General features: G+C 39.7%; 12 protein-coding genes. 3 read left to right on the forward strand and 9 right to left on the reverse strand.

Annotation, left to right across the window (positions count from 1 at the left end; all coding sequences use genetic code 11):
* Nucleotides 1-57: 57 nt before the first annotated feature.
* The 5 genes from QZ738_RS00845 to QZ738_RS00865 form a co-directional block, all read right to left on the reverse strand.
* The gene (locus tag QZ738_RS00845; RefSeq protein WP_293783084.1) at nt 58-2,439 is read right to left on the reverse strand and encodes an ABC transporter permease; all 2,382 of its coding nucleotides are present in this window, start codon (nt 2,437-2,439) and stop codon (nt 58-60) included.
* 72 nt (nt 2,440-2,511) lie between these two features.
* Entirely contained in the window at nt 2,512-4,890 is a 2,379-nt protein-coding gene (locus QZ738_RS00850) for an ABC transporter permease (protein ID WP_293783087.1), read from the reverse strand.
* Between the two features lie 83 nt (nt 4,891-4,973).
* Nucleotides 4,974-7,343: an FtsX-like permease family protein gene (locus QZ738_RS00855; RefSeq protein ID WP_293783090.1), complete on the reverse strand. Its 2,370-nt coding sequence runs from the start codon at nt 7,341-7,343 to the stop codon at nt 4,974-4,976.
* A 236-nt stretch (nt 7,344-7,579) separates the two neighbouring features.
* Nucleotides 7,580-8,278 carry an ABC transporter ATP-binding protein gene (locus QZ738_RS00860; RefSeq protein ID WP_293783093.1) on the reverse strand — a complete coding sequence of 233 codons (699 nt, stop codon included), beginning with the start codon at nt 8,276-8,278 and terminating at the stop codon, nt 7,580-7,582.
* A 143-nt stretch (nt 8,279-8,421) separates the two neighbouring features.
* Entirely contained in the window at nt 8,422-9,666 is a 1,245-nt protein-coding gene (locus tag QZ738_RS00865; RefSeq protein ID WP_293783096.1) for an efflux RND transporter periplasmic adaptor subunit, read from the reverse strand.
* Between the two features lie 225 nt (nt 9,667-9,891).
* Here QZ738_RS00865 and QZ738_RS00870 point away from each other — a divergent pair, with 225 nt between their 5' ends.
* The 3 genes from QZ738_RS00870 to QZ738_RS00880 all read left to right on the forward strand — a co-directional run bounded on the left by QZ738_RS00870 (nt 9,892) and on the right by QZ738_RS00880 (nt 14,984).
* Nucleotides 9,892-11,265, forward strand: coding sequence for a sigma-54 dependent transcriptional regulator (locus QZ738_RS00870; RefSeq protein WP_293783099.1), 1,374 nt, complete (start codon nt 9,892-9,894; stop codon nt 11,263-11,265).
* A gap of 89 nt (nt 11,266-11,354) precedes the next feature.
* On the forward strand, nt 11,355-12,710 hold the full coding sequence (locus tag QZ738_RS00875; RefSeq protein ID WP_293783102.1) for a PAS domain-containing sensor histidine kinase: 1,356 nt from the start codon (nt 11,355-11,357) through the stop codon (nt 12,708-12,710).
* Between the two features lie 84 nt (nt 12,711-12,794).
* The gene (locus tag QZ738_RS00880) at nt 12,795-14,984 is read left to right on the forward strand and encodes a bifunctional alpha,alpha-trehalose-phosphate synthase (UDP-forming)/trehalose-phosphatase (RefSeq protein WP_293783105.1); all 2,190 of its coding nucleotides are present in this window, start codon (nt 12,795-12,797) and stop codon (nt 14,982-14,984) included.
* A 124-nt stretch (nt 14,985-15,108) separates the two neighbouring features.
* Here QZ738_RS00880 and QZ738_RS00885 read toward each other — a convergent pair whose 3' ends face one another.
* From QZ738_RS00885 to cobA, 4 genes are all read right to left on the reverse strand, one after another.
* On the reverse strand, nt 15,109-16,893 hold the full coding sequence (locus QZ738_RS00885; RefSeq protein WP_293783108.1) for a glycoside hydrolase family 15 protein: 1,785 nt from the start codon (nt 16,891-16,893) through the stop codon (nt 15,109-15,111).
* 363 nt (nt 16,894-17,256) lie between these two features.
* Entirely contained in the window at nt 17,257-18,525 is a 1,269-nt protein-coding gene (locus QZ738_RS00890) for a glucose-1-phosphate adenylyltransferase (RefSeq protein ID WP_293783111.1), read from the reverse strand.
* An 8-nt stretch (nt 18,526-18,533) separates the two neighbouring features.
* Nucleotides 18,534-19,946 (reverse strand): glycogen synthase, encoded by a 1,413-nt coding sequence (locus tag QZ738_RS00895; protein WP_293783114.1) that lies wholly within the window; start codon nt 19,944-19,946, stop codon nt 18,534-18,536.
* A gap of 548 nt (nt 19,947-20,494) precedes the next feature.
* A complete protein-coding gene (gene cobA / locus QZ738_RS00900) occupies nt 20,495-21,289 on the reverse strand; it encodes a uroporphyrinogen-III C-methyltransferase (protein WP_293783117.1) in 795 nt (264 codons plus the stop codon).
* Nucleotides 21,290-21,891 lie beyond the last annotated feature (602 nt).

Raw genomic sequence — 21,891 nt, forward strand, 5'->3', positions numbered from 1 at the left:
TAGGGTTTAAGGTCTGGGCGCTTTTACCTTACGCCCTCAACCTCCAAACCTTCTGCCTCATTCGTATTTAAGTGCATCAACAGCATTGGCTTTGGCAACTTTAAACGTTTGCAGGCTAACTGTAATCAAAGCAATCAGTATCGATGTTAAAAGTGCCAGCAAAAAAGGCCATGGGTTTATCGAAATTTTATAATCATACTTTTCCAGCCATTTAGCCACGAGGATGTAAGCCACCGGAATGGCAATCAGATTGGCAATAACCACCAACTTCATAAAATCTTTGTTCAGCAGGATTAAAATATCGGAAAGGTTAGCACCTAATACCTTGCGGATGCTGATTTCTTTGCTGCGCTGTTCGGCCATATAAAGCGCCAGCCCTAATAAGCCAAGGCACGATATAAAAATAGCGAAGCCTCCAAAGATATTAGAAAGTACACTTAAAAGCTTTTCGCTTTTTATTTTTTCAGCCATGCCGTCGCTTACCAATCTTATTTCTATTGGATATGCCGGATTTAAACGTTGACTGACCTGTTTAATAGTTTCAAGCGACGCTGTTAACGACTGCCTGGTATTTAGCCTAAGCAACAGTGTCTCGCTTTTTTTCGCATTATAATAATAAACGGTTGGTGAAACTCTGGCTCCTAAAGATTCGTTAAAGAAATCCTGTACAACTCCGACCACTTTTAGCGGTGGATTACCAGCCCATGTAATAACGGTTCCAACAGGATTTTTCAATTTCATTACCTTTACAGCTTCCTGATTTAATAATAAAGAAGTCGCTGTATCTGCAGGAAATTGCGGTGCGAAGTCTCTTCCTGCAACAATTTTAATACCTGCTGTATTGGCAAAGTTAAAACCGGTACTTCTATAACTGATGATCGAAACATCATTTTTGGGTTTATCAGGCCATGAAATATCGCTTGTAATGTTTCCACTACGCGTAAATGAACTGGCATATTCTGTAGCTGATTCAATTGCACCAGCACGTTTAAGCTCGTCCTTGAAAACTTCCAGTTTACTTGGATTTGTTAACATACCTTCCAAATCTATTTGCGCAAGTGCAGCAACATCAAATCCAAGCGGTTTATCCCGCATGTACTGCATCTGCTTATAAATTACTATGGCAGATATAATCATGCAGATGGAAAGACTAAACTGTAATACCACCAATGTTTTGCGGATAGAAAATGAACCTGTTGAACCTTTAAAACCTTTAAGCACTTTTACCGGAATAAAAGAAGAAAGGTAAAATGCCGGGTAGCTTCCGGCAAGTAAGCCCGTAATCAATATCATTGACAGTAACAGTACCCAAAACGGGTAAGAACTGTAATCAATCTTAATGGAAATATTAAGCAGGTTATTAAAATAGGGCAAGGAAAGTTCGAGCGTAATGAAAGCAATGGCCATCGCTACAACTGACAATAATAACGATTCGATCATAAATTGTCCCATAATGGTATTTCGGGTGGACCCCAAAGCTTTCCGCACACCAACTTCCCTGGCCCTTTTTTCTGATTTTGCCGTAGAGAGGTTCATGTAATTGATGCAGGCAATAAGCAATACGCAAATGGCCAGAAAAACAAATAGACGCAATTGATCTATTTTACCTCCAGCCGATTTTCCGTTCTCAAAATGATCGTACAAATGGAATTTAGCCAAAGGAAAAAGAAAAAGCTGGTATGTCATTTCTTTCAGATCAGCTTCTTTATTCACGATAAAGTTTTTAATGGCTGTGTTAGTAGCGGTTAAATCGGCATTATCTTTTAGCTGGAATAAAGTTAAACAGGTGATAGCGCCCCATCCGTTTTCTCTCTCGCCCGGATTTTCCTGTTCATAAAATGTCCAGGGCTGTAAAACATCAAACTGAATGGTCTGGTTTTTAGGCAGGTCTTCAATTACTGCACTTACCTTCAAACTGATTTTATTGTCGTAAGTAATAAGCTGGCCCAGCGGATTTTGATTGCCAAACAACTTCTTAGCTGTAGAGGTATTGATCAATACATTATTCGGTTCGGCCAATGCTGTTTCTGGATTACCATAAATAAATTTCTGACCAAGGATTTGCAAGAAACTTGGATCCGCACTTAATGCTTCCAGTTTAAAATGATTCTGATCATGGCTGTAAAGCCTGGTGTTGCCAGGCATGGTGATGCGTGCAGCATTTTTAATACCCGGAAGTTCAATCATGGCAGCATTGGCCAACTTATTTGGCACCGCCATGGTTGTAGCTAACTTGCCGTTATATTTCAGGTTTAAAGTTGCGAAATAAACATCATCGGCATTTTTATATTGTTTATCGAAACTCCATTCGTAATTGACATACAGCAATAACATTAAGCAACAAGCCATACCAATAGCCAGGCCACCAACATTGATTAATGTAAAGCCTTTGTGTTTCCATAGGTTGCGTAAGGCGATTTTTAGATTTAATTTGAACATAAGGTTTAAGGTTTATGGCATAAGGTTTAGGGTCTGGCGCACCTTACGCCTCCGACCTTTCAACCTTCTGCCTTATTCGTATTTTAAAGCATCAACTGGGTTGGCTTTCGCCGTTTTATAAGCCTGAAAGCTTACCGTAACTAAAGCCATTAGCAAAGTACCAAAAGTAGCTACCGGCATAATCCACCAGCTAAATTCTGTGTGATATTCAAAATTATTCAGCCATTTCCCCATTATATAATAACTTACTGGAATGGCAATTACAATGGCTACAGCGATCATTTTAAGGAAAGACAGGGATAGTAACTGCATTAAATTGGCTACCGATGCACCTAAAACCTTTCGAACACCAAATTCTTTGGTACGTTGTTCTGCACTGTAGGCAACCAAACCAAATAAACCCAGGCAGGAAACGAAAATGGCCAGGCCACCAAATAAATTGGAAAGAATACCCAAGGTTTTTTCTGATTTATATTTTTCCTGATATAATGAATTTATAAAGGTAATTTCCGTTGGATATGCAGGATTAAAAGCCTTTGTAATCCTGCTGATGGTTTCGATGTTACGCTGGAGGTTATTTTTATTATTCAAACGCATGGTGATGGTGCCTGTTTGATACTGATTTAAAAAGATCACCTGAGGGTTATTGGATTTGTAAGGTGAATCCCAAACGTAATCATCAAAAACCCCGATGATGTTTACATTCGACCCGAAAATCGTTATTTTTTTCCCGATAGGATCCTGGTAACCGAATACCTTCACAGCCGAAGCACTCACCATAACCCCGCTGGAATCGGAAGCAAAGTTTTTTGAAAAATCGCGGCCTGCTATCAATTTAATGCCATTTGTTTTGATGAAATCGTAAGTGGTAGCCACCTGGTTAAACATCACTGTATTTTCTGGCTTCGTCATGCCATCCCATTTGACATCCATAAAGTTACGCCCATGGTGAGACAGGCTGACGGACGACTGATACATCGACGTTACCGCACCCGACCTCAACATTTCGGTTTTGAACAAGTCAAATTTATTTTTCAGTTCGCCATCCTGAGGAAGTTCGACAAGTGTATTCACGTCGAAACCAACCGGTTTATTCTTAATGTACTGAATCTGGCGGTAGATGACCAAAGTGGCAATAATTAAAATAATGGCGAAACAGAACTGCCCGACAACGAGTACCTGCCTCAGGCTTATGTCCGCAACCCCCCGGGATGAGATTTTCCTTCTTAAGGTTTGAATCGGATTAAACGCAGACAGATAAAACGCGGGATAGCTCCCTGCAATTAAGCCGGTTGCAAAAACAATTCCTAAAATACCAAGCCAACTTGCTGAATTAAAATACGATATGCCCAGATTAATGTTTAACAGCCTGTTGAACGCCGGCAGGCATATCTCCAGCAATGCAATGGCTATGATGACCGCCACAAAAGTCAGTACCATCGATTCTGTTAAAAACTGCATCACCAGCGAGGCGCGGTCTGCACCGATTGTTTTCTTTATTCCAACTTCTTTGGCGCGTTTCTCCGATTTAGCGGTCGCCAGGTTCATGAAGTTGATACAGGCGATTAATAATATTCCGAATGCCATTCCTACGAAAAGCCAGATTTGTTCGATATCACCCCCTGCCGGTTTGCCATTATCAAATTTACCATAAAGATGCAATTTGCTTGCCGGATATAAAAAATTTGGTTGCCATTGCCCGTCCTGATCTGTATTTGCCTTAACCAGTGCTTCAATTTTCTGATTCACCAGTTCGATATCTGCATCCGGCCGCAATGAAACCATCGTAACAAAACTATAATTGGTCCAGTTTAAATCTCTTGCATTATCATCTACAATTTCGTAAAACGACCAGGGCATTAAAAAATCGAAGCGGTTGGAACTGTTTTCAGGTAAATCTTTGATTACTCCGGTAATGTTCAGGTTTTCCTGATCCTGGTAACGAACCGATCTGTTCAGCACGTTGGTGGTTCCAAATAAAGTCCTGGCGGTACTTTCCGTCAAAACCACTGAACGCGGATGACTCAGCGCCGTTTTGGCATCCCCGGCTATAAAATGATAGTCATACATTTTCAGAATGCCCGGTTCTGCAAATTTCGACTCTTTTTTATAGCTGTTCTGTCCGTTAGCAATCAGGCTTTTTCTGCCATAATCCATTCGGGCAATGTATTTCACTTCAGGCAGTTCCTGTTTTAACAGCGGGCCCAATGCAGTTGTCGAACCATTAAATGTTCCTGCAATTTTACCACCATCGCCCGGCACGTTCGTCATGGCAACATATACATTGCGCCAGTTTTTCGCCTGCCTATCAAAGTTCCACTCATAGGTTACGTAAAGTAATAACATCAAACAAGCGGTCAAGCCAATAGCCAGGCCAATTACATTGATGAAAGAAGAGGTTTTGTTCTTCCACAGATTCCGTAATGCGATTTTTAAGTTGAGTTTGAACATATTTTGAGATTGAGGTTAAAAAGGTTGAGGGTTGAGGGATTTGGGCGTTTTAACCTTACGCCCTAAACCTTTAACCCTACACCTTATTCATATTTAAGCGCATCAATAGGATTGGCCTTTGCCACTTTTACCGACTGCAAACTGACCGTTAACACGGCAATTAAAACGGAGATAACGATGGCTAGCAAAAAGGGAATAAATGAGATAGCCACACGATAATCAAAAGCAGATAACCATTTATTGATGATGACATAAGCTAACGGAAAGGCAATCATATTGGCAATGGCCACCAGCTTTATAAAATCTTTATTTAACAATACCAGGATATTGCCGGTGCTGGCACCTAAAACCTTACGGATACTGATTTCCTTTTTGCGTTGCTCGGCCATAAAAAGCGCCAGCCCCAATAAACCTAAACAAGAAATAAAAATGGCGAAACCACCAAACCAGTTCGAAAGTGAACCCAGTAATTGTTCATTTTTAAATTTTCCTTCGAACGATTCATTTACAAATTTGCGGTTAACAGGATAATTCGGTTCCATTTGCTTTACCAGGTCATCAATTTTAGCCAAAGATGAACTGATGTTTTGATTAGGATTTAACCTTACTATTAGCACCCGCGCATCGCCATTTGTATTTGCTCTGAAAATCATCGGGGCTACTCGTTGATAAGCACTTTCTACCACAAAATCTTTTACTACACCAACTGTAGTTAATTTTTTGCCCCAAAAAGTAATTACCTTGCCAATCGGATTTTTCAATCCCATCATTTTCACCGCGGCTTCATTCAACAATACACTTGCCGTATCATTTGGAAATTTTACTGAAAACTCCCGACCACTCATCATTTTTGTGCCGATCGTTTCAACAAAATCATATCCTATTGCCCTATGGTTAAAAGAAATAGCCTCGTTCGGATTTTTACCTTCCCAATCTACAGCCGTAGTATTGTCTCCACCTTCAGTAAAATCGGTACTAAAAGTTGTAACGTTGCTTGCTGCTCCTGATGCCAGAAGCTGGGTTTTAAGCAATTCCAGTTTAACGACATCATTTATCTTGCCTACCACGGCTATTTGAATCAAATTAGACTTATCATAACCGATGGGTTTATTCTTAACATAATTGAGCTGCTGATAAATAACTGCTGTACACACAATTAAACCAGCGGCAAAAACAAATTGACCTACCACCAGTACTTTCCTCACTAAAGCCGATGAATCGGTTTTAAGGGTAAAGCCTTTTAACACTTTAATTGGTTCGAAAGAAGATAGATAAAGTGCCGGATAACTGCCGGCAATCAATCCGGTCAAAATCATTAATCCCAATAAGGTTAACCAAAACAGGGTATTATGATAATCGATTGTCAATTTAATATCCAGCAAAGTATTAAAGTATGGTAAACTAACTTCAATTAAAATAAAAGCTAAAACTGTAGCGATAAAAGTGAGAAGCAAGGATTCTAAGAAGAACTGATTGATCAAAGCTTTACGTGTGGACCCTATTGCTTTACGTACACCAACCTCTTTTGCCCTGCGCTCCGAGCGTGCAGTAGATAAATTCATAAAATTGACACAGGCAATCAACAAGATGCAAAAGGCCAGCAATAAGAATATCCTAAGCTGATCTATTTTTCCCCCTACCGATTTGCCATTCACAAAATCATCGTACAGGTGCCATTTGTTTAATGGATGTAGTAAAGCTACAGACGTGTTATCTTTCTGATTGCGTTTATAGATATCATGCATCAAATTATTTGCAGCGCTGAAAAAGTTGTTATCCTGTAACTGAACAAGGGTTAAACACATATTATTTCCCCAATTGTCCTTCTTCATCCAGGGTTCTCGTTGTTCGAACAACGCCCAGGGCATAATACACTCAAAAGCCAAACTGCTATTGGCAGGCACATCTTCTATTACGGCCTCAACCTTTAATACCTCCTGATTTTCAAGCTTTACCATTTTATTAACAGGATCTTCATTTCCAAATAACTTTTTTGCAAAAGATTTGGTAAGGATGATGGTATTCACATCTTGTAAAACCTGGGCCGGGTTACCTTCAAGAAATTTATAATCTAATATTTTAGTAAAATTTCGATCAGCAAATATGGCACTGCTATTTATTTTATTGTCGCCGACAGTAATTAACTGTTTTCTTGGATAAGTAGTGTGGGAGGCATACTTAACCCCAGGAATTTTTTCCTGTACTTCTTTGGCCATCACATTAGGTGTCCACGCCCAGCTAAAAGTTTTACCACTTGCTTTCATGTTTTGATAAACTACATAAGTTTTATCGTGATTGGAGAATTGTTTATCGTAACTCCATTCGTAAGCCACATAAAGCAATAAAACTATACAACTGGCCAGGCCGATGGCAAGTCCGCCGATATTGATCAGCGAGAAACCCTTGTTTTTCCAGAGGTTCCGTAAAGCTATTTTCAGGTTTAATTTGAACATATTTGTTAAGGTTGAAGGTTGGAAGGTTAAAAGGTTTGAGCGAATAAACTATACGCCTTCTACCTTTAAGCCTTTTACCTTGTGGTTGCCAATCCCGGATCTCCCCATCCGGGAAGATCACTGAGCGGCTATTATTAACTAAACTAAAATCTCTTTTAGGGTTGGAAGGCGGTAAGGCGGAAGGTTAAAGGCCGATACAATTCCACCTTCTACCTTAAAACCTTCAGCCTCTCTCCTTATATCAATTCTTCATTCCTGCTTTTATTTATTTTTTCGGATATCACATGTCCGTCTTTCAGGTTGATAATCCGGTTAGAGAAACTGGCATCGTGACTGGAGTGGGTAACCATTATAATGGTGGTTCCGGTCTCATTCAGCTCGCAGAGCAACTCCATTACCTCATTACCATGCGAACTATCCAGGTTTCCGGTAGGCTCATCGGCCAGAACCAATTTTGGTTTGGTAACCAGGGCCCTTGCTACGGCTACTCTTTGCTGCTGTCCGCCGGACAATTGTTGTGGAAAATGCCCGCTACGGTTTACGATATTCATCCGCTCAATAATTTCATTTACGAGTATCTTGCGCTCGCCAGCAGGAATTTTGTTATAAATTAACGGTAATTCAATATTTTCAAAAACGGTTAATTCATCAATCAAATTGAAATTCTGGAAAACAAATCCCATATTTTTCTTTCGGAAATTGGAACGTTCCCTGTCGTTTAAGGTTAAGAGCTCTGTGCCTATAAATTTGTAACTTCCGCTTTCGGGCTTGTCTAATAAACCCATTACATTTAACAAGGTAGATTTCCCACAGCCGGATGGCCCCATGATAGAAACAAACTCTCCTGCTGCAACATGAAGGTTAATGCCATTAAGCGCTGTAGTTTCTACTTCTTCCGTTTTGTAAACTTTTTCCAGATTTTCTATTTTTATCATAATTCTAGTATCAAGTATTTTGTATCAAGTACTTAGTAGCAAGTATCAAGACCTGATTATTTTATATTAACTTTAAACCCATTTTCTTAAAAACGCCAAACGCCAAACGCCAAACGCCAAACGCCAAATGCCAAACGCAAACCCTATTTGTTAATCTCCACCTGATCGTATTGGTTAAACTGATCGTAAGATGAAGTAATCACTTCGTCGCCTTTCTGCAAACCATCTAATATTTCATAGTATAGATAGTTTTTCCTCCCGATTTTAACATTTTTCTTGATCGCTTTTCCGTTGGTTACCACAAAAACCCATGAGCCGCCTGTACTTTGAAAAAACTGTCCCTGGGCAAGAAGTAATGATTTGCTATTATCAGACAAAGTTAATTTTGTTTGTAATGTCAATCCACGGCGTAAACCTTCGGGTGCTGAACCTTTAAAAACCATCTCTACCTGGAACTGACCGGATGTAACCTCGGGAATTACTTTGCTTACGGTTAAGTTATAGGTTTTACCGTTAAATTCACAGTTGGCCGTTTGTCCTTCTTTAACCCTGTTGATGTAATATTCATCAACTCCCGCCTGCAATTTGTAGCCTTGTAATACGTCGATCTTCCCAATCATTTCGTTGGCATTATAAGATTTACCGATTACCGGATCATAAGAAGAGAGCTTGCCGGAAACCGGAGCTTTAATGGTCATATTTTCGATGTTTTTACGGATCATCTCCAAACTTTCGTTCATTTGCCCCATCGATTGGTCTATTTGAGCCAGTTGCATTTTACGGCTTTGATTTTCCTGTTTTATAGCCTGGCGTACAATTTTTAATTTCCCCTGGTAGTATTCGTAATCCTGATTAGATTTATTAAACTCCTGTAGCGTGATTACCTTTTTGGCAAAAAGTGCACTATCTAATCGATATTGGCGGGTAGCCGTACGTAAATTATTCTCTACATCTAATACATCCTGATTCAAAATTCGTTGATTCTGCTCCAAATCTAATCTCGATTTACGCAATTGGTTAATCTGCTCAGTAGCGGCTGTTTGTTGTGAGGTGTAGCCCAACATGGCATTCGAATTTGCGATCCGCAACAATGGTGTACCTTTCACTACAGATGCCCCATTTTCAGTAAAAATCTCCGCAACCGTTCCACCTTCTGATGAACTTACAATAACCGAGGTTAAAGGAACCACACTGGCATTTAACAGCACTACATCTTCGAAATCGCCATATTCTACTCTACTGATGGTTAATTTGTCGGCATCGGCACTATAAACTTTTTTGAGGGATAGAGTATAGCCATAAATTACAACTGCTACAAAAGCAAGTATGCCGCCTATCATTAACAGGGTTTTAGTGCTAAATCTTTTCTTCTCTATTTTCTTATCCATGTGTTCGGTTGTAGGGTCTGGTTTCACTAGTAACCAAGCATGTGCCAAAACCTAAAAAACACATAACAAACTGATTATCAATTGTAAATTAAATATTCTATTTTTTATATGTCCGTTATCGAACAGTTGATGTGCGCGAGCGGACAGTTTTATTAAATTTGCCCATTCCCTTCATCAACTCATAGAAGGGTTGAGTAAACTGGAATAATAAATAAATAAGGCTAGATGATGTTAGACGCCACTGTTTTAATTATTGATGATGATGACGATATCCTGCTAAGCGCCCGTTTGTTTTTAAAACAACAGGTAAAGCAGGTAATTACCTGCAAATCTCCTAAAGAGATCAACGTTTTATTGAGCAAAAATGAGATTGATATCATCCTGTTGGATATGAATTACCAGAAAGGTGCCAGCGATGGCAGAGAAGGCCTTTACTGGTTAGAACATATTCTGTCGATTGATAAGGATTATGTGGTTATACTAATGACTGCTTTCGGGAATGTTGAGCTGGCAGTAAAAGCCATAAAAAAAGGAGCTACGGATTTTATTCTTAAACCCTGGGAAAACGAAAAGCTCTTTGCCACCCTGTCTGCTGCATCCAGGCTTCGGGAATCAACCAGAAAAGTAAAGAAACTGGAAAAAATCCACAACTCATTACACAAAGATATGACCCGCGGTTTCGAACACATTGTCGGAGCAGCAGAGGGCATCAGGCAACTTCAGAATACACTCCTTAAAGTGGCCCCAACCGACGCCAATGTATTAATTTTAGGTGAAAACGGAACCGGAAAACAGGTGTTCGCCTATGAAATCCATGGCAATTCGCATCGTAAAAATCAGGTATTTATGCATGTAGATTTAGGCTCTCTGAACGAGAATCTTTTTGAAAGCGAACTTTTTGGTTATGCCAAGGGGGCTTTTACCGATGCAAAAGAGGATAAACCCGGCCGCTTTGAACTGGCCGATGGTGGAACAATTTTTTTAGATGAGATTGGAAATTTAACATTACCGCTCCAGGCAAAATTATTAAGTGTTCTACAAAACCGCACGGTTACCCGCCTGGGCGAAAGCAAGGAACGTAAAGTAAATGTACGCCTCATTACAGCAACCAATATGCCCCTGAATGAGATGGTTGCCAAAAATACATTCCGGCAGGATTTACTCTTCCGTATTAACACCGTGGAACTTTTACTGCCACCACTAAGGCAACGTGGAAACGACATCATCTTACTGGCCAATCATTTTATGCAGGCATTCAGTTCTAAATACCATAAGGAAATAAGAGGCCTAAGCCCCGGGGCCGAGAGCATGTTACTGAAATACAAGTGGCCGGGCAATGTACGCGAATTACAACATGTGCTGGAAAGAGCGGTTATTATGAGCGATGGAACAGACATTACCGAAAATGATTTGCAGTTAAGTCCAAATCGATACGCACAGAACAATGCGCTGCCAGATGAAATGGCTTTGGAAGATATGGAGAAAATGATGGTGCAGAAAGCCATTGATAAACACAAAGGAAATATATCAAAAGCTGCGGCAGAACTAGGCTTAACTCGTGCGGCACTTTATAGAAGAATTGAAAAATTTGGAATCTGAGAAAGGCTTGAGGTATAAGGTGTAAGGCATAAGGTAGAAAAGACCATTATCAGCCCAAAACCTTAAACCTTAAACCCTAAACCTTAACTATGTTCTACCAACGCTTTACCTTTCGTTTAATATTCCGCCTGCTGATCATTAATCTGCTGGGCTACTTTTTGTTCTACCTGATTAAAAACACTGAACTCTGGTTTACCATCATAGGGGTTGCACTGATTTTATTGGGTACCATTATATCCCTTTACTACTATATCAATCAGATCCGGTCGGATATCAACCGTTTCATATTAGCCGTAAAAACCAGAGATCACACTTTAAACTTCAGAAACAAAACAACAAAAGGCAGTTTCCCCGAATTATACGAATCGTTTGGTGATATTTTACAAGTACATAAACAAATCCGATTGGAACAGGAAGCTATGTTTCAGCTCATCAAAACCATTTTAGAACAGGTTCCGGTTGGTGTAATTGTAATGAGCCATTCAGCAGCAGAAAAAGGGGATGAAATTGCGTTTTTCAATCAGGCCGCTTCTAACCTTTTAAGCGTACCGGCCTATAAATACTGGCACCGGTTAAAACAGCATCTTCCGGTATTCGGGGCAGAAATAGAGCAGATTTCTACAGGTGGAAAACGGTTTCTGGAACTCAAAATTCAGGACAAACTGATCCAGTTATCTACTGAGGTGATTCCTGTAAACCTTTATGGCAAAAACTACATCATCATCAGCTTCCAGAACATTAAAGACGAAATTGAGCAAAAAGAAACGGAAGCCTGGAACAGATTAGTGGGCGTTATTTCGCATGAAATTTTAAACTCCATCACGCCTATCAGTTCATTATCGGATACGATTAATAAAATGGTAACTGATAAAAAGGATTTGACAGAAGACGAGATGGACGACCTCAAAACAGCGCTGCATACCATCCAAAGGCGTTCATCCGGTTTATTGGATTTTGTAAAAGATTACCGCTTAATTGCCGAACTCCCTACACCAAATCTTCAACCGCACACCATTGGCGAAATATTGAAGCACATTAAAGTACTGATGCAGCCATTTGCGAAAGTTAAAAATGTGGTGCTGGATGTAGAACAGACCTCATCAAAAATCACCATTCAGCTGGATTTGAAATTAATAGAACAAGTATTGATTAACCTGATTACGAATAGTATTTATGCCGTCGAAGATAAGGATATGCCTTATATCAATGTAAACTACCGTTTAGAAAACACGAAACTATATATAGATGTTACCGATAACGGAAAAGGCATAGAAACTGATGATCTGGAAAAAATCTTTGTTCCATTTTATACCACCAGGAAAAACGGATCGGGCATAGGATTAACCATTAGCCGCAACATTATGAAGATGCATAGGGGAAGTATCGAAGTAATTTCTACTCCTCAAAGTGGTACAACTTTTTCACTGGTATTTAATTATGTTTAATCATCTGAATGTTTTTTTGACCTAAAAATTCAAACAAAACCATTTTGATATGCTTTTAAAGATATAGATACATTCAATACGAGCATGAAGACAGTTATAATATCGAATAGACTCCCCGTTAAAATCATTGAAGAGAACGAAGAATACACGTTTATCCCCAGCGAGGGCGGCCTTGCTACCGGCCTTGGTGATGTGTACAAATCGGGCAACTCCATCTGGATCGGATGGCCAGGAATTGAGGTTCCGGAAGAACGTCAGGAAGAAGTTACACAAAAACTCGCCGGGTTAAACCTCTATCCTGTTTTCCTTACCCAAAACGAAATTAATTTATACTACGAAGGTTTTTCAAATGAAGTATTATGGCCTGTATTTCATTATTTGGTTACCTATGCGCATTATGAACAAAGTTATTGGGATTGCTACCAATCCGTTAATGAGAAATTTGCAAAAAGTGCCATGCAGGTGTTGGGCAGAAAAGATAAAATCTGGATTCAAGACTATCAATTGCTCCTTCTACCTGGCATTTTGAGAGAAAAACTACCAAATGCTACCATCGGTTTTTTCCAGCATATCCCTTTCCCGTCCTACGAAATTTTCAGGTTAATCCCCTGGCGGGAAGAACTGTTAAACGGCTTAATCGGTGCTGATTTAATCGGTTTCCATACCTATGATGATGTACGGCATTTTATCAGCACCGCCACACGTTTACTTCCTGTAAATTCATCATCAAACGTACTCAATAGCCACGAAAGGCAAATTGTGGTAGAAGCTTTCCCTATGGGGATTGATTTTGATAAATATTCTGATCTACCGGCTACAGAAAAAGTTAAAGAAGAAATTGATTATTTCAGGACTGGAAAAGAAGCGATGAAAGTAATCCTTTCTATTGATCGGCTCGATTATAGCAAAGGTATACTCGAAAGGTTGAAGGCTATGGAATTACTCCTTCAGCACCATCCTGAATATATAGGCAAAATCGAACTTTTCATGATTGTGGTTCCTTCACGGGATACCGTACCGCAGTATAGTGAGTTGAGAGATCAGATTGACCAATTTGTTGGAAATTTAAATGCCAGGTACCGCTCCATGAACTGGATTCCGGTAAATTATTTTTACCGCTCTTTCCCTATTGAGGTGTTATCTGCGCTTTATTCAACTGCCGATATTTGCCTGGTAACACCTATGCGAGATGGAATGAACCTGGTAAGTAAAGAATATGTGGCCAGCCGGAACAACAATGATGGTGTGCTGATTTTAAGCGAAATGGCCGGCGCTTCCAAAGAATTAACGGATGCCGTAATTGTTAATCCGAATAATATGGGCGACATTATGGAAGCGATTGTAACTGCATTAAAAATGCCGCTGGAAGAACAACAGCAACGAATGAAAGCCATGCGGGCTATAGTAGAAAAATTTAACGTTAAACATTGGGTTAACAATTTTATTTTAAGATTAAACGAAGTGAAAGATTCTCAAAAATCGTTATTGACCAAACATGCAGTAAATTCCATTAACGAAGTAATTGCTGCTAAATATGCCACAACAACCGATAGGGTTCTATTTTTAGATTATGACGGCACCCTGGTAGACTTTACCGGAAATATCGATGATGCCTCGCCTGATGATGAACTTTATGATCTGATCGAAAACCTTACTATTGATCACACCAATAAAGTGGTGATCATCAGCGGAAGGCGACATGAAACATTGGAAGAGTGGTTTGGCCATTTAAAGGTAGATCTGATTGCTGAGCATGGTGCATGGCAAAAATCGTATGGAGATAAGTGGAACAGTCTGCCCCTGCTCACCGACCAATGGAAACAGGAAATAAAGACTTTATTGGAAACCTATACCGATCGTACTCCAGGATCGTTTATTGAAGAAAAAAGCTACTCATTAGTGTGGCACTACCGAAAAGCAGAAGAGGGATTAGGTGATTTAAGGGCGAATGAAATTGTGAGCCACATGAAAATCCTCGCTGCCGATAAAGGATTGCAATTAATGCCAGGCAATAAAGTAATCGAGTTTAAAAATATAGAAGTTAACAAAGGAAAAGCTGCTTTAAACTGGTTGTACGATAAAAACCCAGATTTTATTCTGGCGTTAGGCGATGACCATACCGATGAAGACATTTTCAAAGTATTGCCAGATGATGCTTTTACCATAAAAGTGGGCAATAACATTTCGGAAGCAAAATACTACCTCAATGATTTTAAAGAGGTAAGAAAACTACTTTGGAGTTTGGTAAAAGAAGAGTTTGTAGAGCGGGGTTAATAAATATATAGTCAATTAATACCATGATGCCAAGGTCTGTGTCCCCAGAGATCTTTCTTAAATAGCTTCGACAACTTTGATATGCGGTGTGCGTGTTAAAGTTGTCGAAGCTTAATCTATAATCTTACAAAAATATCGGCCTGTCCAGCTTAATGGCAATGCGGTAAGCTGCGTTCATTAAACCTACATGACTATAAGCTTGCGGGAAATTACCCCATTGGCTACCTGTTTTGGCATCAACATCTTCGCTAAATAACAGCAGGTGGTTGCAATATTTAATGATATTTTCAAACTCTTTTATGGCTTCGTCAGTACGGCCCACACAGGCTAAAGCTTCTACATACCAAAAAGCACAGATTAAAAAGGTGGTTTTGGGTTTACCGAAATCATCAGCATGTAAGTAACGATAGAACAGTCCGTCTTCAGTTTTCAGCTCTTTTTCCAAAGCAATTAAATGGTCCTTTGCCCGATCAGAGGCTGGATCAAGATAATTCATCATAATCAATTGTAGCGTGCTGGCATCTAAATGCGGGCTTCCCACTGCATTGGTATATACTTTTCTTTCCGGATCGTAGCAGGCTTCTATATGTGCTGAAGCCTTATCAATCAGTACTTTCGCGCGCCTTTCAAAATCTTCATTACCAATCGTTTTGGCCATTTTTAACGCGGCCTGTGCGCCTGCCCATTGAAAAAGGTTACTATAACAATGTACATTGGCAATGTTTCTGAATTCCCATATTCCCGCATCTTTTTCGTCAATGGTACGCTCAATTTTGGAGAGTACACTTTCAATCCACTTTACCGAATCGCCACGTTCCGAAAAAACAAAACGATGATCGGTATAAAGTGGCAACATAGAAATTAAAACCTGCCCGTAAATATCATTTTGAATATGTTCATAGGCCTGGTTTCCTATCCTGATCGGCTGTTCTCCTTTATATCCTTCCAAATGATCGAGGGTACGCTCCGTAATTTGTCTCTCGCCCGCAATACCGTACAAAGGTTGGTAACGTACATCTTCAGCACGAGAAATATCAGAAAGGTAATTAAAATACCGCTCCATTTCCTCAAAATGGCCGATATGGTTTAATGAGGTAAGTACATAGTGCGAATCGCGAAGCCAGCAATAACGGTAATCCCAGTTTCGTGTGCTGCCTGGCGATTCTGGCAAACTGGTTGTACTTGCGGCTATAATCGCACCTGTATCTTCATATTGATGGATTTTTAAAACGAGGGCAGATCGGATGACAAATGGCTGGTAAAAACCTGCTATCGATGAGTGTTTAATCCATAAACGCCAGTAAGAAATCGTTTCCCTTAAAAAGTTTTCTGCTGTACTAACTATGGGGGCTTCCAGGTTTTGTCCATAAGTCATCACCAGGTACTTAGGCTCATTTAGAACAAATGCTTTCTCGTCAAAAATATAAGTAAGCGATACATTGGTACTTAAGCGAATATTTTCATCGCAACCCAGATAGTCGATATGATTGCTGCCCCTGCTCGATTTCATTTTACCGTTTCCATAGTCACAAACCGGCTCACATTTAATGGTAATGCGAGGGTTGCCCTCCAAAGGTTCAATCTTTCTGATAAACATCAGCGGTTTAAAATAGCGATCGTATAGATGGAAGCGTGGTGCAAAATCGGTAATACGGTATTTCCCATCCTCAGCAGTAATCTCTGTCCTTAAAACATTGGTATTTTCGATGTAATATTGATGAGAGGTGAATTCACCCTGTGGCAAAATCGAAAATTCGCCGCCTTTCTTTTCGTCCAATAAACTCCCAAATACAAAAGGGCTGTCAAAGCGTGGCCAGCAAAGCCAGGATATATCGGTATTTTTATTTACATGAGCAATGAAAGCGCAATTTCCTATAATTCCTGTTTGATAAAGGTGCTGTTCGGTCATAAACTATTTTTTGTTTATCTACTAACAAGCTTATAGGGAAAATGTTGGGTAGAAAGGTTAAAAAAGACTTTTTAGATATCTGGCCTTTTCAGTTTTAAAAATTGAGATCTTTTGATTGGCGAAAAGTTCATTTTTTTTTTGGAAAGGTATGGTTTTACTTTGATGGCGGCCAGCACTCCTGCTATCGCTTCAGGTCCTCGCTCGTTCCTCGCTCCGGGCTTTTCGCTTTATCACCTGTCCGTTGCAGGGGGGTTATAAATAAAGGGGGCTGTAATCACAATCTATAACAGAAAAGACCCTACAGGTTTTTGAAACCTGCAGGGTCTGTAAAGAATCATCAACACATTCAAGGTGACAAGGTATTTAAATTACGGTACCGCTTGGCACCACTGCGCCTTTTTTAATCACTACTATACCATCTTTAACAGCGTAAAGCTCGAAATCGCCGTCTTCCAAATGGTCGCCGCCATTAATTTTAACGTCATTTCCAATCCGACAATTTTTATCAATGATGGCGTTATTGATAAAACAACGATCGCCTATCCCGATCAAAGAATTGCCTTTACTGTTTTCTTCCTCAATTTCTTCCAGAGTCTGATACCGATCGCTACCCATAATATAGGCATTGGTAATTACCGTATCTTTTCCAATTCTCGACCTGATCCCCAAAACAGCGTGTTCTACTTTTTTGGCCTGAATAATACAGCCTTCAGCAATAATAGTTTTATCTAAAGTAGTACCCGAAATTTTCGATGGAGGCAACATCCTTGCCCTGGTGAAAATAGCATGATTGCTATCAAACATGTTAAATTTAGGTATTTCATCCGTTAAGCCTAAATTGGCTTCGAAGAAAGATGAAATGTTACCAATATCAGTCCAATACCCTTCATATTGATAGCTTAGGACTCTACTCTCTGTAATGGCTCTTGGTAAAATTTCCTTACCAAAATCCTTTTCTTCTTCATTCTCATTTAAAATGTTGATCAGGTATTCACGGTTAAAAACATAGATACCCATCGATGCCAGAAAATTACGTCCCTCGCCTTGCATTTCTTCGCCGGTATCCGAAACCCAGTCCTCCAACCCGGTCTTAGGTTTTTCGATAAAAGAGGTAATCATGTTTTCCTCATCAGCTTTTAGAATACCAAAATCAGTTGCATCCTTCGCCGTTACCGGAATGGTGGCAATGGTAATTTCCGCGGCAGCTTCGATATGTTTTTCAATCATATCTTTAAAATCCATCTGGTAAAGCTGGTCGCCGGAAAGGATTAAAATATAATCAAATTCATGAGAAACGATGTGATGCATACACTGACGGACAGCATCTGCTGTACCCTGGAACCAACCAGAGTTTTGTACCGTTTGTTCGGCAGCCAAAATATCAACAAAAGCCGTACTGAAGTGACTAAAATGATAGGTGTTTTTAATGTGTTTGTTAAGGGACGCCGAATTAAACTGGGTTAACACAAACATGCGGTGAATACCCGAATTGAGACAGTTCGAGATCGGAATGTCTACCAAACGGTATTTACCAGCTATCGGAACTGCCGGTTTAGAACGTGTTTGTGTGAGTGGCGATAATCTAGAGCCCTGGCCACCGCCAAGGATAACGCCTAAAACTTTGTCAGTCATGCTTAAGCTTATTTTAAATTTTGGTATAATTCTATATAATTCAAGGCTGCCCTGTCCCACGAATGATCGATTTTCATCATGGTTTTTCTTACAGCTTTAAAGGCTTTTTTATCATTGTAAAATCCAACAGCCCGGTTAATGGAATGGGTAACATCCCAAATACTGGTTTGATCGTGGCAAATCCCGAAACCATTGTCGCCGATATCAATTACCGTATCTCTCAGGCCACCTACCCTCCGCACAATCGGAACCGTTCCGTATCGCAAGGCATATAGCTGGTTAAGGCCGCAAGGCTCCACTCTCGATGGCATGATCAGGAAGTCAGCACCGGCATACATCTGATGTGAAACCTGTTCGTTATAACCGATATAAACATTGTATCTGCCGCCAAAGAAATCCTTCAACTGGTTTAACCTTCCTTCCACCCAGCTATCTCCCGATCCTAATACCAAAATATTGATGTTATCGCCATGCTGTTGCAAGGCGGTATAAAAAATGTCAGGTAAAATATCGGCACCTTTCTCATCAACCAATCTTCCTATAAAAGTAAACAGAGGCTTAGATGAATCTAACTGAAAAACATCACAAAGTGCTTTTTTGTTTGCCAGTTTTCCAGCTTCAACCGTTTTTAACTGATAACCTTTGTTTAACATAGGGTCTGTTTCCGGATTCCAGACTTCATTATCAATTCCATTTAATATTCCAACTGATTTCCACCGCTCCTGCCTCAACAAACTTTCCAGTCCACGGGCATTGCCCATCATTTCTTCCAGGTAAGTTGGCGACACCGTAGTTACTTTCCAGGCGCATTTAATAGCCGACGCCAATGGGTTTATGGCATCATCCCAACCCAGTAAGCCACCCTTCCACAAATCAAATGCGGGTAAATAGTATAATTTATCCCAGCCAAACTGCCCCTGATATTGTGCATTATGAATGGTTAACACAGTTGGAACATTACTTATCGGCTTGTATTTTACGCAATTTGAAACCATAAACGGCGTTAAACCGGTATGGTGATCGTGACAATGAATTACATCCGGACGATGTTCCCATTGAACAATCCAATCAAGTGTAGCAATCTGAAATGCAATGAATCTTTCTGTATCGTCATGATATCCATATACATTCGGGCGGTCGGTTAAGCCTTGTATATGCACAATATATAAATCAAAACCAAGTTTATTGGTCTTTTCTTTTAATATACGATATTGAAAGTGGTTATTTCCGTAGTTTGCCCAGGCATCATAGGTAACCTCAAATTCACTTTCGCGGATAAATTTGGTATCGTAAGCAGGAACAACCACCTTGGCAATATGGCCTAGTTTATTTTGGTATTTAGGTAAGGCCCCTACTACATCGGCTAAACCACCAACTTTTGCAACAGGGTAACACTCGGCACTTATGTGTATAATTTCCATCAAATATTTGGTGTAGATAACCCAAGTAAGTTACTAATTGTTTTGAGTTTTGCAAATAATGAAAATTATATTTTTAGTTGATTGTTTTAGGATAAAAATCGTTGTATCGACTGAAACCACGTGGGATGGGGAGCTAATTCAGTTAATTACTAAGCTTTTTTTATTTGAAAGTGAATGTTCAGTTTTTGTGGCGGCCTCCAGCCCTGCTATTCGCTGCAAAGCCTCGCTTCGTGCCTCATCTTCGGATTTTCCGCTGCTATCAGGCTTATGAACAAAGTTGGTCCCTATCAGATGCCAAAAAATGGAATTTGTGCCGATCTTTTTTAATCTGCGGGAATAAATTGCTTATCATCTCCCGCTGATTTCGCAGATAAACGCAGAGATTTTTTTAAAACAGCTATTTACTTCAAAAAAAAACCTGAAACAAGTGCAAGGTGACGTCACGTATGATATCAAATCTTTGATATGAAATTCAGCACATAAAAAAACCGCTTAAATCATAAGCGGTTCTTAACAACAAAACAAATATATTTTTTGGTTTACGATAGTTAATATTCTTCAGCGAGAATTTCATAGAAATCTCGGATAGGCTGAAACTGTGGGTGTAATGATACTACATCACCAAAAACCAATAGAGCCGGCGCCGTTATTTTTTTATCTTCAACAATCTCTGCGATGGTATCAACAATACCTACCACGATTTTCTCCTCAGGTGTAGATCCGTTCTGAATTACCGCAACTGGCAACAGATTTTTATTTTCTGCCTGAAAAATTGCTGCAATCTCTTTTACCTTTTCAATTCCATTTAAAACAACAATCGTCGCTTTGGTTTTCGCAGCAATGTACAAATCTTCCGAAATATCGCCTTTCGAATTTGTTCCGGTTACTGCCCAGAAGCTTTCGCTCATGTCTTTATAAATCATGGGGATCTTCTGCAAACTTGGTGCACCTGTAGCACTCGAAATACCCGGAATAATTTCAGTGGGAATACTATATGATTCTGCCGCATCTATCTCTTCATATCCTTTTGCAAAGAAAAACGGATCGCCACTTTTCAAACGTACCACATGGCCATAGTTTAACGCATAATCGATGATGAGCTTATTCACTGCATCCTGAGAAAATGATTCATCATCAGAACGTTTGCCCACATAAACTTTCGGAATGCCATCTGGAGCATGACACAATAAAGCCTCGTTCACATTTGCATCGTACAAAACAACATCAGCTGTTTTTAATGCTTTAACCCCTTTTAAACTAAATAAATCCGGGTCACCTGGACCTGCACCTATTAAGGTAATTTTTGGTTCAATGTTCGCTTTTTCTACTTTATTCAAAATCATAACTGAAAGTTTATGCTCGTTATACGTTTGTTTAATTACACAAATATATAAAGTCTATAGAAATTGTAGTAATTTATTTTAAAATATTTTTCCCTGTCATTCTGAACGAAGTGAAGAATCTTTCTATAGTTCTCATCCAGATCTTTTAACTATCGCTTGAAATGATAGTCAAGCGGCACGGGGCTTAACAAGCAAAAAAGCTAGCTTTCCGTGTCTCTGTGGCACAAAAACTAAACAGGGTCTTAGCCAGACGCTAAGACTAGAATTTTTGGAATGAAAGATCCTTCGTTACGCTACTATTGACGTTATTTTGTTATCTTTTGATAGTTAGACACTTGTGCGCAATGCATTTCCGTCTTACAAGGCCTTCGCACTGTGCTCCCGTTCTACTCAAGTCCGGCCTAACAAATTTTTCGGATTCCAATAACCGAGCCCTATTACTGGTTTGAAAGAAAACGGCGTAGCCCTCATGAATGCAGCTGAAAACTATTAAAACGAATGAATAAATTTTCAGCCGGCATTTTATTAATGTTTGTCTATTGTTTTTTATCTGTATTAATGAGCTCGGCAATGCCTCGGTTTTGTTACTTTTTGATGCCAAA

Source organism: uncultured Pedobacter sp., from assembly GCF_913776295.1.
In the GTDB taxonomy this organism is placed as follows: Bacteria; Bacteroidota; Bacteroidia; order Sphingobacteriales; family Sphingobacteriaceae; genus Pedobacter.

Excerpts from the sequence above, each read along its gene's own strand:
- QZ738_RS00895 (WP_293783114.1), bottom strand. The coding sequence starts at position 19,946 with ATGGAAATTATACACATAAGTGCCGAGTGTTACCCTGTTGCAAAAGTT.
- QZ738_RS00860 (WP_293783093.1), bottom strand. The coding sequence starts at position 8,278 with ATGATAAAAATAGAAAATCTGGAAAAAGTTTACAAAACGGAAGAAGTA.
- QZ738_RS00880 (WP_293783105.1), top strand. The coding sequence starts at position 12,795 with ATGAAGACAGTTATAATATCGAATAGACTCCCCGTTAAAATCATTGAA.
- QZ738_RS00845 (WP_293783084.1), bottom strand. The coding sequence starts at position 2,439 with ATGTTCAAATTAAATCTAAAAATCGCCTTACGCAACCTATGGAAACAC.
- QZ738_RS00855 (WP_293783090.1), bottom strand. The coding sequence starts at position 7,343 with ATGTTCAAATTAAACCTGAAAATAGCTTTACGGAACCTCTGGAAAAAC.
- QZ738_RS00875 (WP_293783102.1), top strand. The coding sequence starts at position 11,355 with ATGTTCTACCAACGCTTTACCTTTCGTTTAATATTCCGCCTGCTGATC.
- QZ738_RS00870 (WP_293783099.1), top strand. The coding sequence starts at position 9,892 with ATGATGTTAGACGCCACTGTTTTAATTATTGATGATGATGACGATATC.
- QZ738_RS00850 (WP_293783087.1), bottom strand. The coding sequence starts at position 4,890 with ATGTTCAAACTCAACTTAAAAATCGCATTACGGAATCTGTGGAAGAAC.
- QZ738_RS00885 (WP_293783108.1), bottom strand. The coding sequence starts at position 16,893 with ATGACCGAACAGCACCTTTATCAAACAGGAATTATAGGAAATTGCGCT.
- QZ738_RS00865 (WP_293783096.1), bottom strand. The coding sequence starts at position 9,666 with ATGGATAAGAAAATAGAGAAGAAAAGATTTAGCACTAAAACCCTGTTA.
- cobA (WP_293783117.1), bottom strand. The coding sequence starts at position 21,289 with ATGATTTTGAATAAAGTAGAAAAAGCGAACATTGAACCAAAAATTACC.
- QZ738_RS00890 (WP_293783111.1), bottom strand. The coding sequence starts at position 18,525 with ATGACTGACAAAGTTTTAGGCGTTATCCTTGGCGGTGGCCAGGGCTCT.